This is a genomic window from Acidithiobacillus albertensis, assembly GCF_001931655.1.
GTDB lineage: Bacteria > Pseudomonadota > Gammaproteobacteria > Acidithiobacillales > Acidithiobacillaceae > Acidithiobacillus > Acidithiobacillus thiooxidans.
Genome location: NZ_MOAD01000001.1, coordinates 1,874,074 through 1,888,565, shown reverse-complemented (window position 1 = coordinate 1,888,565; position 14,492 = coordinate 1,874,074). Strand labels below are relative to the sequence as shown.

Genomic DNA, 14,492 nt, shown 5'->3' with positions numbered 1-14,492 from the left:
GCAACGATAGTGGAAAAATTCACCGCGAAAAAAGAAAATCGTCAGGAAACAGAATCAGAAGCAAAACCGGGGCAGCGCCGTGCCGCTGCGTGTGAAAGGTTACCCTCTTAAACTCGGCTGATTATTGTCTTGACAGAGGGGTCCACCATAGAGCAACTGATAGGTCATACGCCTTGGGTGCTGGTCAGCGATGCCTCCTTGCGTTTTGACCGCTATTTCCAGGATATGGGCTTCAGTGCGGTCTTAACGACGCCCATCGACAAAAAAATGCTGTTCAACCTGGTGCATACCGTGCAGAACCCCCGGGAAAACATGGGCAACAATATTGTTTCTCTGCATGATCATTATCAGCAAAGCCAGGGTAAAAAAGGCCTGTCCATACTGGTTGCCGAAGACAATATCATTAACCAGAAAGTGGTACAGGGGATTTTACGGCAGGCGGGACACCATGTGCGCGTTTCCAGCGATAGCGAAGAAACCCTGGATATTCTGGCGGAAAGCAGCTTTCCTCTGGACTTGTTGATTCTCGACCGCAACATGCCCGGCAAGGGCGGACTGGATGTCCTGAAAGCCTATCAGATGATGGAAACTGTGCATCCGGTTCCGGTCATCATGCTCACCGCCGATGCCACGCCCGAATCCATGCAGGCTTGTCTGGAAGCCGGGGCCAGTGCGTACCTCACCAAGCCGGTGGATGCCCGTATGCTTTTGGACCAGATTGCCCGATTGTGCCAACCCCGGGCGGCTTCCGCAAAAGCGCCGGTGGGGTCCACGGCTTCAGCAGCCGCTACGCGTTCCGGGGCCTTGATTGATGAGTCCGCATTGCAGGGGATTGTGGATTTGGGTGGGCCGGAATTTCTGGCGGAGATCCTGCGCGATTTTGCCCAGGATGGTGAACAGTTGCTGCGGGTCATACAGACAGCCCTGCAGCAGGAAGACTACCCCGGCTATCAGGATGCCATTCATGCCCTGAAAGGCAGCAGCGTGCAAATGGGCGCCCACGCCCTGCTGGAAAACTGCTTACAGGCGGAGGCATTGAAACCCCATGCAATGAGCGGTGCTGAAATCCTGAATATTTCCGCAGCACTCCAGCAAAATTTCCATAAAACCTGCCGGGCACTCACCGCCTATCTCGACGGCCAGCGCCAGACACGATGACCCTGCACTCGCCTGATTCAGACTGTTTCGGCATGCCGGGCCGACTGTCTGGCGATCAGCCTGTCCATCATCCGCAAGTCCTTACTGGTCAGTCGCAAGGCCGCCTCCACCCAGATTTCGACCGTCGCATACAATTCTTCGTAGGTAATGGGCGCGCAGAGGTCACGCACCCGTCGCAATGCCGCATAGCCATTGGCTGCATGCAGATGTTTTTTGATATAGGCGTAAACGGTACGCTCTCCTTCCCCGTCTTCCGCCAGAATATCGACTACGCCCATGTCATGCAGTTCTTCTGCCTGGTAAATGCGTCCGCTCAAAATCATTTTTTCTGTGGCAACCATGCCAATTTTACGCTGCAACAAACTATAAGCCCCCATGCCGGGAAACAGGTTGAACAATATTTCCGGCATGCCCATTTTGGCACTGCGTTCGGCAATGAGTACGTTACTGGACAAAGCCTTTTCAAAGCCACCGCCCAAGGCGTCCCCCTGTACCAGGGAAATAGTCGTCAAATCTGCATCGAGATGGGTGATGTTGACGTACAGCGCCTCAATGCAGGAAACCCCATAGTGCAGCAAACCGGCGCGATCTTGTTGCGCGATCAGGTGTCGAAACAAATGCAGGTCGCCGCCCAGATTGAACACACCCGGGACATCGGAACAACCTACCAGAAAACGGATCTCGCGGCCTTCAGGCGTCGTCAGTTCGGCGCGAAGCTGCGTGTAAAGGTGCTGAAGTTCTGTCAACAGGGTTGGGGTAAAACAGGGACGGGGCTGGCCATTCAGGTAATACCACAGGGTCTGATAAACGCTGTCGTAGTGCGTGCGCAGTTGCCGGTATTGCGGATCGGCTTGAGCAATCGGGTTTGGCACAAGCTGGGGCATGCTGTTCATTCTCGGCTCCAATTAAGTAATTTTATGGGGATGGACTGCGCCCCCCAATTTGACGAATTTTGGGAGGCTTAGCAATAGTGCCGTTGTCCTTGCCATAGTCCTGCCAGCATGACGGGTTTAGCGGATGTGGTCCTGCGGATATCTGGTTCACTACTCAGGATTGCGCTTAAAACGGTATGGTCAGGTTGGCCCCCACGTAACTCCGATGATAGCCTGGGCCTCCTCCGTAAGCGCTGGCTACCTGAGAATAACCACCGGTGAGGCTGAACTGTAAATATTTTGAAACTATGCCGGTAATGGTGCCGTAAAAGTCAGTGATGGGCGTGGTGACGCCATTTATGGTCTGGTCTCCATACCCGGCGTACAGGCGCATCACCGAGTATGGAGAGAATTTCTGCACATAAATAATATAACCTAATGCTTCCCTGTAGTGATGGGGGCTGAAATATGCGTTTCTTTGTCTTGGTTTCCCCAAGGAGTCAATATATGGAATTTGCAAAGGCGTTCCGCTGGTATATGCCCTGAAATATCCCTGAACTCCAAGACTGATAGGCAAACTGCTAAAACTATAAAACTCAGGAGTAACACGAACGACTACTCCGTCACGCTGGTTGCCATCGCTAAAAGCCTGATGAAAATAAGCGGCACCCACAGTACCAATATTCCTGAGACGCCCGAAGCCCCCCAAACTGACTGTATTGATGAGAATTTTGTTGTCCACGGCAGTAACCGTACGAATCGGTTGTTGATCAAAGCTGAGATTGAGGCCCCAGGAATCGCTGGGTTGATAATTCAGCTGCCCGTCCAGTCTTCCAAATGTCCAGTTTCTGGCGGTGCTGACTCCGCCAAGTATGCTGTAATTCCAGTTGGTATTGATTGGCGCAGACCAGCCACCTTCCACGGTCGAAATGCCAATCTGACCATTGCTGTCATTGATTTGCGTTTGGCGAAAGCCAGCGTACCACATGGTGGGGCTGAGGCTGTTGTCACCGGGGCCGTCGCCGGGAATGGTAACCCCGGCTTGGTATATTTGATTGATGTTGTGGTCGCTATCGCTGCTGTACTGATAGCCCACGTTAATACGATCATGCAAAGGATAGTATACAAAATCCGAAGTTTGCCTAAAAAGTTGCGCCTGCCATTGGGGTCCAGGGTAAACCCCATGGGGTGCGGCCAGGTTCAGATGTTTCTGGGCAACCGTATCCCAACTCAGTAAAGCGCTGGCAATGGCAGATTGTAATTGCGGGTCGGCACCCATGCTGCGAACCGGTTTTAAAATATCATAAGCTTCTCTGGGGCGCCCCAAATTGATCAGTGCTCTGGCGAGACCTACGCGCATGGTTTTTTGGTCTTCAGGGCTATGGGCGATGGAGATGCCCTTGGAATAAGCGCTTTCTGCTTCGTGAGAATTACCAACCCAGAGTGCGGCATAACCAAGACCAGACAGGGCGGCAAGCTGATCATCATGGTATTTGTCGGGATGGCGATTGATTTCATTTCTGGCTTTACGAAAATAAGACAAAGCCAAATCAGGATGTTCCTGGGTCAAAGCCTGACGCCCGAGTCGGATATCTTGTCCCGGGTCGGCGACCGCAACGGTGGTACCACAAAAAAACATCAGCCCACTAATGACCACCACGATTTGAATAGGGTTTTTTTTCACTTGGTACCCCATTTTTTTCTCAGGCTTAACAATTCTGAACCATATCCGGCAAGAGAGGCTGGAGACATAAGTAATTGCGAAAGAAATACATAAAGAAACATACCACGAAGATTTTTGCGAATGTGTATTCCGCGTTCTTTAAACATGGTGCTTTGTACTGAGAAAATCACGACGTTATTCAGTGCTGCCAAAGGTAAAAGCAAGAGGGTTATTGGCCCTGCAAGCAGGAAAAATCCAAAGCACGCAGCAATAATCCCCGGGATAAAAAACAAAAGGTAACTAATGTCCAGCCATGGAAATAACATATTCATAAAAACGAACTGCAGAGTTATTCTTCTTTTTAAAAAAATGCCAGGATGTGCCCGTATTGCTTCAAACATGCCGCGTGCCCAACGACGACGCTGATTAAAAAGCTGCTTGTAGGTTTCTGGTACATTGGTAAAAACAACGGCATTCTCTGCATAACCAATCCGGTAACCCTGCTTGAGCAATCCCCAGGAAAGGACAATATCTTCCCCGACGCAAGGAGCCCATCCACCCATTTCCTTGACCAAGTCGCGCTGATATAAGGAAAAAGCCCCCTGAGCGACCAGAGTGCCCTGATACAGACTTTGAACTCTTTTGACTACCGCAATGCCGTGAAAGTAATCCCATTCCTGCACCCTGGTAACCCATGATTTTCTTGAGTTACGTACCGCAATGGCGCCAGCAACTGCAGCGGTACCCTCAGGATCTCCAAGATAGCGGCCGACGATGTATTTCAAGGCATTTTTGTACAGGAAAGTATCAGCATCCACGGTAATGATGAGGTCATACGAAGCCACAGCCAAACCTGCATTCAGTGCGCTTGCTTTACCCTGATTCTTTTTCTGCTTAATAAGCTGTATTCTCGGGTCGGTAATTGTTTCGATAATATTGGTTGTTTGATCAGTGGATCCATCGTCAATAACAATGATTTCTATGCTTCCAGAATAATCTTGAGTGAGGATGGATTTGAGAGTGTCCTCAATAGCATTCTCCTCGTTGTAGGCGGCAATTAATATGCTCAATGCGGGTAGCTCTCCCGGTATTTTTACAGGAGGCCTTCGATCCAGTAGAATGCTAAATATAATTATGCCAGAAATATAGCCAGGCACGATAGCCATGCCACCAATCGCGAATATGGTCAGCACCCATCCAAATATATCAGCGAGACTATCTATCCAGGGTAGGGCGATCCAGATGCTGAATAGAACCCACAGAAGGGCACCAAGCTGTGCAATGAGAAATTTGCTGTAAACAGGAATATAAATTTTCTTATCTGTTTGGTTTCTTACGTTTATTTTTTCTTTGGTTGCTGCTTCTGGCTTCACAAAGGTTATACCCTTTTGTGGATGCAATGTGGCAGCCATATTTTGATTTGATTCTTTCTCAGTTCTTGTTTCTAGCATGTTCATTCCAGCCATTTTGTCTTGTTCACAAGGTTAAAGCAAATAGTGTGCCATTATAAATACAATATTTTTCAGTGAGATATGATTTTTTCGTATCATCGACTCATAAAAAAATACCTAAAATAATACAAAAATGATTGAATTGTGGCTATTAGTTCTTGTTTTTCAATTTGTTACAAATTTATTTTGACTGTTCCATCCGCGTTACAACATTTTTTCGTGCTTATTGGTGGCCAATGATGCGTTAGAGATTAGGTAGAGGAAACAGTTGGTCTGAATACCTTTCTCTGGGTATCCAAACAATGCTACTTGGGTTATGCTTTTCCCGATAAAGGCAAAATTTTCACTAAGGTGTGCTACAGCCGATGTGTGGCCCGAGAAATAGAAACATTAGGAGTATCTTAAATATGCGAAATCGATTTGTTCTTGGCCTTGCCCTCACAGCCTTGACTGGATTGACCTCTATAGAAGCTAATGCGGCAGATCAAACTCTCAAAGCCCCGCCAGAGTCCGCCAGCAAAAAAGCGATTCTGCAACAAAATTCAGATTTCTTTTATCCGCAACTAACGCTGCAATCCAGTGTTTCCTATGCCTACTCAGATCAAAACACGCTGAATCTCAACGGGTTTCTTGCCCTGGGTGCTATATTTCTGGGAAATATAAATATTTCGAAAGTCAATTCAAGTATTTATACATTTACTGAATCAGCCTACTATCCTATATCCAATCGTTTGCAGTTGGTGCTCAACGTGCCAATTGTCTATCGCCAGAGTGTTTACCAGATTGGCGGTGCACAATATGCCTCTAAGAGCTACAGTCAAGCGACAGTTTCCTCGGGCGGTCCGCGTCTTGGAGATATTAGTTTTGGCGGTTACTACCAGATTTTCAAGGAAAGTAAAAATCTACCCAGTTTGACAGCGAGTCTTCTACTGACTGCACCCACTGGCATAAACCCATATGGAATAAAGGTCTATCAGCCTGATGCTGGCAACTCAAATCTCATTGTTCCCACTAAGCTGCCTACAGGTAATGGCGTTTGGACCTTGAACCCGGGGCTCTCATTTGTGGCCACCTCGGATCCTGCGATTTTTTTTGGAAGTGTCAGTTATTATTATAATTTCAATAAAAATTTTCCAGATATCAGCACCACAATGGATCAGATTCAGCCTGGAGAAGTGGCATTAGGAAATGCATTTCAATACAGCTTAGGAGTGGCTTTTGCGTTGAACGATCGACTCAGTCTGAGCACTTCATTTGCGGATCGTATCCAGTCCGACACACAAATCAGGACTCCAGGTGGCCCATGGACAACTCTGGTCGGAAGTGGTGCCAATGTTGCCATCGCCAATGTTGGAATGACTTATGCCTTTAATTCGAAAACCTCATTGATTATGAATCTTGGCGCTGGCATCACAAGTAGCGCGCCGAGTTTTCAGCTTACGGCCACTATTCCGTATAATTTCTGATGTAATCTAATAAAAAACACCTTGGGAGATAACTTAAGATTAAGCTATCTCCAATTTTTGATACACAAAAATTTTATGGTGTAGCCGATAATCCACGCATCCCACCTAAAACGCTCTGTAATTGCGCGAGATTCTGAGGATTCACTTTGTTTTGATTAACGCCTAAGGTAAGTTTCATTTGATTTTGTATGATGTTTAGATTTGTACCCACCTGAGCAATTTGGAACAGGCCATTGGTTCCTATACCTTGACGAATAGAGGCCCCTCCATTATTGATTGCCATGGATAACTGTCCATTTTGTACAGTCATGGTAGTCGTATTATTTATATTGTTTACGCCTTCGGTTAGGGCCGTGCCAGAAGTAGGGGTGATCGGTGCTCCTTTAACCACATTCAATGACATTCTGTTCTGAATGGAGTTGCTATCCCCCGCAATTTGAATGGCTTGTGTTACTCCTTTGTTGTTATTTAGTCCGCTACCATCAACTTGATTGTTGGCGCTTTGGGTAGCTTGAGGTAGATTGCCATTTATAGAATAGGTAACAGTAGGTAAGAAAATATTCCCGGAACTGTTCAGTGCGACATTCATGGTGCTGTGCATGGGTGTTTTATTGTTTGCGGATGTCCAGTTGGTTTGCATTTCGACGCCAAAATAAACAATGGAACCTCCAATGACCCCACGCCCCACCATCTTGGCTAGTACCTGATTGGGTACCGGTTTGAAACTGATTGGTAGTTGCTGTTGTAGTGTTATTGCCAAAGCAGCTGGACTGAGAAGCAGCGCCGATGCAGCCATACAACAACCCGCCATGGCAGCGGTTTTATGTAGTAGGTATCCATTCATGATGAGCCTCTCTCAAGTATATTTATAACTAAAAGTAATTTGCCTGATCAAAACCGAAATGCACCGGCGATACTTTTGTATTGGGTAAAATGCCATGCAGCAGTTTAAGGGCACTGGGGGGTTCTGGTGGCGTCAGAAGCACCGAATGAGGTTCAAACCCTTTTCCAAATACAGCAAAAACAATATTGTTCCAGTCCTTGAGAAACTGTTCCTTAGGCATGATGCGATTCCCCAGTGCAGGATCTGCCAGATAAACGTGTTTTGTGCCTGTTTTTTCAAGAACGACAAAATGTTTGTATCCACCTAGATCCAATAACACAATGACTGGAATGTGAATTTTCTCAAGCTCTTCTGGGGTAACCACATACCCTTCGCCCTTTAATCCGATTTTATCTACATACTTTTTAAGATCGAGCATGGAAAACCCGACTTCTTTGACTTCTGCTGGATTGCTCACGGTGAACAGGCCTTTTATGACCTCTTCTTCGTCAACATTCTGACCGAATGCGTATTTGAGGATAGTTGCCAATGATGCCGCACCACAGGAAAAATCCGTGCGTTGCCGCACTACATGGATGAAGTGCATGCCTATCATGTTTACGACGGGCACATGAATCACGCCTGCTCCGGGAATTATGCCGCCAAAGGCTGCTGCCCTGACTTCGCTGCTTTGGGTAAAAGCAAACACCCCTGCCATGATCAGGCTGGACAAGACAAAAGGACGTATTACTTTGGATTTAAACATGACGACAGCCTCCTGATGAATTTTTGTAAAACCGCCACCCCATAGGGGTGGCGTAGTTTCATCTGGTGCTTACTGTACGCTGGCAATCGCCATGGTATTGGACTGCTGGTTGCCGTTTCCGGCGGCGACGTTTAGACCAATATTACCTGAGGCATTTTGCAGGGCATGGCCGCTAACACTGCTAGTGTAGGTCGAGCCCACGGTGCCGCCCAAATTGGCGTCAGCCATCTGGCTGACAGGTGCGCTAGCCGTTGCCATGGCCCGGTTAGAGGCGACGGAAACCAGTGCCAGACCATTCTGCTGTTGGTTCTGGACCCCAGTAGCCAAGTTGATGCCGATATTGCCGACGGCGCCCTTTGCTGCATTGCCATTGATGAAGCTGGAATCGGTGGTGTTGGTGTCTGAGGCAATGTTGCTGACCGAATATTGAGTGGTACCAGCTGTAGCCATAGCGCTGGCCGAACCTTTCTTCCCTTTGCTGACATAGCTCAGAGCTGTAGAGTTGGCCTGTTGATTGTTGGCGCCAGAAGCGAGGTTAACCCCGATGTTGCCGGCAGCATGCTTCAGAGCGTTGCTACCAATTCCGGCGGCATTGTTCTGGTTAGACAAAGACCAAGCCAAGGATCCAAAAATTACCGGAACGCCCTGAGAACTCAAGATACCACCCATAGACTGGCTGGTATCAGCAGTGGCCGTAGCAGTTTTACTCTTGTTGCCGGTGGCAATAGCCAGGGAGTTGCTTTGCTGATTGCTGATACCGGCAGCCTGATTAAGACCGATGTTGCCAGAAGCGTTGCTCAATACATGCCCATACAATCCCGTCTCGTTGCTTCCGCCGACCACAGATCCATAGTTCAGGGTGCTGAGGTTGGCCTCATTGTCCATGCTTTGGCTAGTGTTGGTGGCTGAGTCCACTTTGCCGGCTTTCTTGGCAGCACTAGCGATGGAAGTGCTGTTCTGCTGTTGGTTAAAGCTGCCCGAAGCCATGTTCACTCCGATGTTTCCAGTGGCTCCTTTCAGGGCGTTGGCGGTCAGGTCGACAGCGTTGGCGCCTCCTGCCACCTGTATTGCGAGATTTTGCTCTTGGCTCTGTGCGGTATTTGTGGAAGCACTGGACATTGAGGTTTTCTTGCTCACGGAAGCCAGCGCCAGAGAATTGCTCTGTTGGTTGCTGATACCTGCAGCCTGATTGACGCCAATGTTGCCAGAAGCCTTGCTCAAGGCATTGCCTCCGATTTGGGTGTTGTTGGCATTTCCCTGGCCGCCGTAATTGTCGGCACTAGCACTCATATTCTGACCAACATTTTGGGAGGTGCCGGTGGCTGCGGTTGAACTCTTAGCCTTCTTGGCAGAAGACACTGCTAAGTTGTTCTGCTGCTGATTGAATATGCCAGAGGCCATATTTGCACCAATATTACCTGATGCGTCTGATAGAGCATGATCGCTCATGTTGACATTGTTACTGCCGTTAACCACCTGGATGGCAAGATTGCCGCCCTGATCCTGGCTGGCAGAGGCAGAAGCAGTTGATGTGACTTTGGTTTTGCCGTTGGCGGCCAGGGAGCCGGCATTGGACTGCTGGTTCTGGTTACCGGTAGCGATATTGACGCCAACGTTACCCTTGCTGCCCGCACCAGCCTTTCCCAGCATGTTGGCATAGTTGGTCGAATTCATAACAGAAATCTGGGTGTTGCTCTGGCTCTGCTGACCGTTGTCGACATTGGCACCAGCAGCGAACGCCATGGGAGCGGCCATAAGAGCGGCGATGGCAATGGCAACTGGGCTTAACTTGATAGAGGTTTTCATGCTATTCTCCTTGAGTGGGTTTAAACACAAACAACAAAGTAGATACTGCCTAGTGAATCACCCCGGGGGCTATCCCGAGTGCGAAACTGTTGGCTGAGGTGTTGCCAGATCCTGAAACTTGGTTGATCTGTGCAATGCCTTCAGCGCCTTTGAAAGCGGTGGAACTAATTTTAACGCTATTCAAAATCTTGGGTGTTGATGATGGATCTTTTTTGGATGAATCAATATTTGTGACGCTTTGCGATAAAATGTTATTTGATACGGGTCTGATAGTACCAATAACCATCTGGACGCTGTTGGCTTGAGCATTGCCTACGCCTGCAACTTCGTTAATAGCCATAACGCCCGTACCGTTTACAAACGCATTGCCTTCAATAATGCTGCTTGAATGATTTACGGATACCTTCTGAGAAGCGGCAGCAGCGTTTAAGGAAAATCCTCCAAATATCAAGGCTAATCCTAAAAGAAATTCTGATTTCATTGCGTTCTGCCCCTTTAATCTGAAAAATCAGTTAGCGATTTGTCGACATGCTCATGGTTTGGAGATTGTTTCCTGCGCCCCATTCGATGGAGGTTTTACCGCCGCCCGAGCGGTTCTGCAGTTCATCCCAAAGAACCACGTCATTACTGTTGCGACCAATCGTAGGCAGATTAACTGGAATACCTTTGCCCGAAACTTTCGCCAACTGTTGATCAGATACCTTGCTGTCTATTCCAAATTGATGAGTTGCGTTGCGTGTTCCAGCGAGCATTTTTTGTAAATTTTTTTGTTGATGAAACAGGATTGCTTCCTTCTGAATTTGCTTGCCAGATACCAAGGTATCTGCTTGCGACAATCCAACAAAGGGTACGAAGGATACCAAGCTAAAAGCTAATATTGACCATTTATAATTTACGGCGATCCTATGAAGTGTGTTCATTTTCGTAGCACCATGAAGTTGACTGTACGTTCACCAATAGCAGTTATCGTGCCACTTATTAAATTATATATAGAACAGCATGTTAATTATTTTTGAGCGGAAGGTTCTTGAGCCTGGATCGCTTGTGTGTAACAGGATGATGACCACGCTTACACAAAGAATTCAGCTATAGTAGTAAATTGATAATAAAAACAATCATGAAGAGATCTTTGTATGATTGTAATTTTTTTGATACGGCCGATTCTGTTGTTAGTTTATATGTTGATTTAAAACGGTTTTAAGAATAAATATCTCACTGATATCTTGAAAATAACGTACTGAATGTGGAACGGTTTTTTACGCAAAAAAAAACCGGCCCCCATCAGGAGGACCGGTTTTACGATACTACAGACTGCGGGTGACGAGGCTTAGAAGCCGCCCATACCACCCATGCCGCCCATACCACCCATGTCACCACCCATATCGCCGCCTGCCTTGTCATCCTTCTTGGGCAGTTCGGTAACCATGGCTTCCGTGGTGATCATCAGGCCGGCAATGCTGGAGGCCTTCTGCAACGCGGTGCGGGTAACCTTGGTCGGGTCAATGACGCCCATTTCGAACATGTCACCATATTCGTCGGTGGCGGCGTTGTAACCATAACCATCCTTACCGTCGACCACCTTGTTCAGAATAACGCTGCCTTCACCACCGGCGTTAGCCACAATCTGCCGCAAAGGTTCTTCAATGGCGCGACGAATGATGGCCACACCCATATCCTGATCATGGTTGGCAGCCTTGAATTTCTCCAGAGCGTGACGGGCGCGGACCAGAGCCACACCACCACCGGGGACAATGCCTTCCTCGACAGCTGCACGGGTAGCGTGCAGGGCGTCTTCGACACGGGCCTTCTTTTCCTTCATTTCCATTTCGGAACCGGCACCGACCTTGATGACCGCAACGCCGCCGGCCAGTTTGGCGACCCGTTCCTGGAGTTTTTCACGGTCGTAGTCGGAGCTGGCATCTTCCATCTGACGACGGATCTGCTCGACGCGGGCCTTGATTTCGCTCTGCTGGCCAGCACCATCAATAATGGTGGTATTTTCCTTGTCAATGACGATTTTCTTGGCCTGACCGAGATCGGCAAGGGTGGTGCTTTCCAGTTTCATGCCGATTTCTTCGGAGACCACGCGGCCGCCGGTGAGAATGGCCATGTCTTCGAGCATCGCCTTGCGACGGTCACCAAAGCCGGGCGCCTTGACGGCAGCAACCTTGATGATGCCCCGCATGGTGTTGACGACCAGGGTCGCCAGGGCTTCGCCTTCCACGTCTTCAGCAATGATCAGCAACGGACGGCTGGACTTGGCGACCTGTTCGAGGACCGGCAGCATGTCGCGAATGGAAGAGATTTTCTTGTCGTGCAGGAGGATGTAGGGATTCTCCAGATCGGCAACCATCTTGTCCTGGTTGTTGACGAAGTAGGGGGACAGGTAGCCGCGATCAAACTGCATACCTTCCACGACGTCCAGTTCGTTGTCGAGGCCAGAGCCTTCTTCGACCGTGATGACGCCTTCGTTACCCACTTTTTCCATGGCTTCGGCGATGATTTTGCCGATGGAGTCATCAGAGTTGGCAGAAATGGTGCCAACCTGGGCCACTTCCTTCTGGGTTTTGCAGGGCTTGGACTGCTTCTTCAGCTCTTCGACAATAACGGCGACAGACTTATCGATGCCGCGCTTCAGGTCCATGGGGTTCATGCCGGCGATGACGGCCTTGAGGCCTTCGCGGATGATGGCCTGGGCCAGAACCGTGGCGGTGGTGGTTCCATCACCGGCTTCATCGGAAGCCTGGGAGGCGACTTCTTTCACCATCTGTGCGCCCATGTTTTCGAACTTGTCGGCCAGTTCAATTTCCTTGGCGACGGAGACACCGTCCTTGGTGATGGTGGGGGCACCGAATGACTTGTCGAGCACCACATTACGACCCTTCGGGCCCAGGGTGACCTTGACGGCATCGGCAAGTACGTTGACGCCGCGCAACATTTTTTCGCGGGCGTGTTCAGCAAAGGCAACTTGTTTGGCTGGCATAAATACTCCTCAAAATAAATGAATAAGGGTTGATATATTCAGCAACGCTTACTTTTCGATGACCGCCATGATGTCGTCTTCACGCATCACCAGCAGCTCTTCGCCTTCCACCTTAATTTCGGTGCCGGCATATTTGGCAAACAGGACGTGATCCCCTTTTTTGACATCAAGGGCACGGACTTTGCCGTCTTCCAGAATTTTGCCGTGACCAGCAGCGACGATTTCGCCACGCACGGGTTTTTCCTTGGCCGTATCGGGAATGATGATCCCACCGGCGGTCTTCTGCTCTTCTTCCAGACGACGAATAACGACGCGATCATGTAAAGGACGCAGTTTCATTGAGCATTTCCTCGTTTTTACAAGTGAATGGATGTCTTCATCCTGGGTGTTGTTAGCAGTCACACCCATCGAGTGCTAATCATAGGCGCTGAGATTTCTCTGTCAAGGGGGCACTACATGATTTTAGTGCGCTGTCCGATCATCCGGCGCTTTTTAGGTAAGCGGCGCCCAGAGTCCGGAAAGGCTCTGCAGCAATATCCGATCCGCACCTTGTAAGCGGTGATTGATACCGGGGAGGGCGCGCACGGCGAGCTGTTCACAATGAGCGTGGGCTGCGAATTGATAGGTTTGCTGCAGGGGGACAGCCTCATCGTCAGTACCATGCAGGATTTCCACCGGACAATGCAGATGCACCGGGAAGCGCAGTAAATCATAGCGCCAGCTGTCAGCCACCAGATCGAAGCGCATGCGCAATTCACCCAGGCCGTAATGATCCTGCCAACAGCGCAGGTTACTGGTTTGCCAGCGGTGTTGATCTTCTGGCGAAAGGGTTTGAAAGAGTGTCTGAATGAAGTTGTAGGCTGGCGCAATCAGCAGAAGAGCGCGCAAGCGTTCCGGCCAGCGTGTCGCGGCAAGGGTGGCCAGCCATCCGCCCATGCTGGAGCCGACCAGAATGACAGGCCGCTTTTCCAGCATTTGCAGAATCAGGCGGAGGTCTTCCAGATAACGAGAGAGGGTCAGCTGTTCAAAAAGTCCATCAGAGCGGCCGACCCCCCGGGGATCAAAGCGCACCCACGACCACCCCTGATTTTGTGCATATTCGGCCAGAAGTCGGGATTTGGAGCCATTCATGTTGGAAGCAAAGCCCGGCAGAAAAATGCCTACCGGGTCTTGATGGGTTTCGTGAATGAGTCCGGCAAGGCGCTCACCGTTGGCATGAACAAGCGTAAAGGGGCGTTCGGCAGAAGGCATCATGGCTGTGGCTCCACATAAAAAAGGGCGACACTATAGTCGCCCTAAAACCACAAAGGAGGAAAGAAACATGCGCTCGCAATCCAAACTTACTGATGCAGATCGCCTAATTATATTAGCAAATGGTGACGCTCCTTGCAAATAACATCCCGACCGGTCGGAAAAAAGAAGGGCGAAATCCGAAGACTCGCCCTAAAACCACCAAAGGAGGAAGAAACATGCGCTCGCAACCTATCACAGCCGCTTGCATAAG

Annotated in this window: 13 protein-coding genes; 2 read left to right on the top strand and 11 right to left on the bottom strand. The window is 49.2% G+C overall.

Annotated features, from left to right (window positions below; all coding sequences use genetic code 11):
* Window positions 1–129 precede the first annotated feature (129 nt).
* Window positions 130–1,158: an Hpt domain-containing response regulator gene (locus BLW97_RS09790; protein WP_075323028.1), complete on the top strand. Its 1,029-nt coding sequence runs from the start codon at window positions 130–132 to the stop codon at window positions 1,156–1,158.
* 17 nt (window positions 1,159–1,175) lie between these two features.
* Here the strand turns inward: BLW97_RS09790 and BLW97_RS09785 are convergent, their stop codons facing one another.
* The 3 genes from BLW97_RS09785 to BLW97_RS09775 form a co-directional block, all read right to left on the bottom strand.
* Window positions 1,176–2,051 (bottom strand): crotonase/enoyl-CoA hydratase family protein, encoded by an 876-nt coding sequence (locus tag BLW97_RS09785; protein WP_075323027.1) that lies wholly within the window; start codon window positions 2,049–2,051, stop codon window positions 1,176–1,178.
* Window positions 2,052–2,217: 166 nt separating this feature from the next.
* Entirely contained in the window at window positions 2,218–3,714 is a 1,497-nt protein-coding gene (locus tag BLW97_RS09780) for a tetratricopeptide repeat protein (protein WP_024895414.1), read from the bottom strand.
* The gene (locus BLW97_RS09775) at window positions 3,711–5,144 is read right to left on the bottom strand and encodes a glycosyltransferase family 2 protein (RefSeq protein WP_226826033.1); all 1,434 of its coding nucleotides are present in this window, start codon (window positions 5,142–5,144) and stop codon (window positions 3,711–3,713) included. Before BLW97_RS09775 ends, BLW97_RS09780 begins: the two co-directional genes overlap by 4 nt.
* Window positions 5,145–5,551: 407 nt before the next feature.
* Between BLW97_RS09775 and BLW97_RS09770 the strand changes: the two genes are divergently transcribed.
* Window positions 5,552–6,610 carry a transporter gene (locus BLW97_RS09770; RefSeq protein ID WP_075323026.1) on the top strand — a complete coding sequence of 353 codons (1,059 nt, stop codon included), beginning with the start codon at window positions 5,552–5,554 and terminating at the stop codon, window positions 6,608–6,610.
* A gap of 73 nt (window positions 6,611–6,683) precedes the next feature.
* Here the strand turns inward: BLW97_RS09770 and BLW97_RS09765 are convergent, their stop codons facing one another.
* From BLW97_RS09765 to BLW97_RS09730, 8 genes are all read right to left on the bottom strand, one after another.
* The gene (locus tag BLW97_RS09765) at window positions 6,684–7,454 is read right to left on the bottom strand and encodes a hypothetical protein (protein WP_075323025.1); all 771 of its coding nucleotides are present in this window, start codon (window positions 7,452–7,454) and stop codon (window positions 6,684–6,686) included.
* A 28-nt stretch (window positions 7,455–7,482) separates the two neighbouring features.
* A complete protein-coding gene (locus tag BLW97_RS09760) occupies window positions 7,483–8,199 on the bottom strand; it encodes a C39 family peptidase (RefSeq protein WP_077218347.1) in 717 nt (238 codons plus the stop codon).
* A 69-nt stretch (window positions 8,200–8,268) separates the two neighbouring features.
* On the bottom strand, window positions 8,269–10,005 hold the full coding sequence (locus BLW97_RS09755; protein WP_075323024.1) for a hypothetical protein: 1,737 nt from the start codon (window positions 10,003–10,005) through the stop codon (window positions 8,269–8,271).
* Between the two features lie 49 nt (window positions 10,006–10,054).
* Window positions 10,055–10,486: a hypothetical protein gene (locus BLW97_RS09750; RefSeq protein WP_010637822.1), complete on the bottom strand. Its 432-nt coding sequence runs from the start codon at window positions 10,484–10,486 to the stop codon at window positions 10,055–10,057.
* Window positions 10,487–10,517: 31 nt separating this feature from the next.
* Window positions 10,518–10,925 (bottom strand): hypothetical protein, encoded by a 408-nt coding sequence (locus BLW97_RS09745; protein WP_139110659.1) that lies wholly within the window; start codon window positions 10,923–10,925, stop codon window positions 10,518–10,520.
* A 407-nt stretch (window positions 10,926–11,332) separates the two neighbouring features.
* Window positions 11,333–12,988, bottom strand: a complete 1,656-nt coding sequence (groL, locus tag BLW97_RS09740; RefSeq protein WP_024893653.1) for a chaperonin GroEL — start codon at window positions 12,986–12,988, stop codon at window positions 11,333–11,335.
* A 48-nt stretch (window positions 12,989–13,036) separates the two neighbouring features.
* Complete coding sequence (gene groES, locus BLW97_RS09735; RefSeq protein ID WP_010637826.1) at window positions 13,037–13,327, bottom strand: co-chaperone GroES; 291 nt, start codon at window positions 13,325–13,327, stop codon at window positions 13,037–13,039.
* A gap of 153 nt (window positions 13,328–13,480) precedes the next feature.
* Entirely contained in the window at window positions 13,481–14,242 is a 762-nt protein-coding gene (locus tag BLW97_RS09730) for an alpha/beta hydrolase (RefSeq protein WP_075323023.1), read from the bottom strand.
* Between the last annotated feature and the right edge of the window lie 250 nt (window positions 14,243–14,492).

Coding starts and splice junctions, on each gene's coding strand:
- BLW97_RS09785 (WP_075323027.1), bottom strand. CDS start 2,051: ATGAACAGCATGCCCCAGCTTGTGCCAAACCCGATTGCTCAAGCCGAT.
- BLW97_RS09775 (WP_226826033.1), bottom strand. CDS start 5,144: ATGCTAGAAACAAGAACTGAGAAAGAATCAAATCAAAATATGGCTGCC.
- BLW97_RS09770 (WP_075323026.1), top strand. CDS start 5,552: ATGCGAAATCGATTTGTTCTTGGCCTTGCCCTCACAGCCTTGACTGGA.
- BLW97_RS09765 (WP_075323025.1), bottom strand. CDS start 7,454: ATGAATGGATACCTACTACATAAAACCGCTGCCATGGCGGGTTGTTGT.
- BLW97_RS09760 (WP_077218347.1), bottom strand. CDS start 8,199: ATGTTTAAATCCAAAGTAATACGTCCTTTTGTCTTGTCCAGCCTGATC.
- BLW97_RS09755 (WP_075323024.1), bottom strand. CDS start 10,005: ATGAAAACCTCTATCAAGTTAAGCCCAGTTGCCATTGCCATCGCCGCT.
- BLW97_RS09750 (WP_010637822.1), bottom strand. CDS start 10,486: ATGAAATCAGAATTTCTTTTAGGATTAGCCTTGATATTTGGAGGATTT.
- BLW97_RS09745 (WP_139110659.1), bottom strand. CDS start 10,925: ATGAACACACTTCATAGGATCGCCGTAAATTATAAATGGTCAATATTA.
- groL (WP_024893653.1), bottom strand. CDS start 12,988: ATGCCAGCCAAACAAGTTGCCTTTGCTGAACACGCCCGCGAAAAAATG.
- groES (WP_010637826.1), bottom strand. CDS start 13,327: ATGAAACTGCGTCCTTTACATGATCGCGTCGTTATTCGTCGTCTGGAA.
- BLW97_RS09730 (WP_075323023.1), bottom strand. CDS start 14,242: ATGATGCCTTCTGCCGAACGCCCCTTTACGCTTGTTCATGCCAACGGT.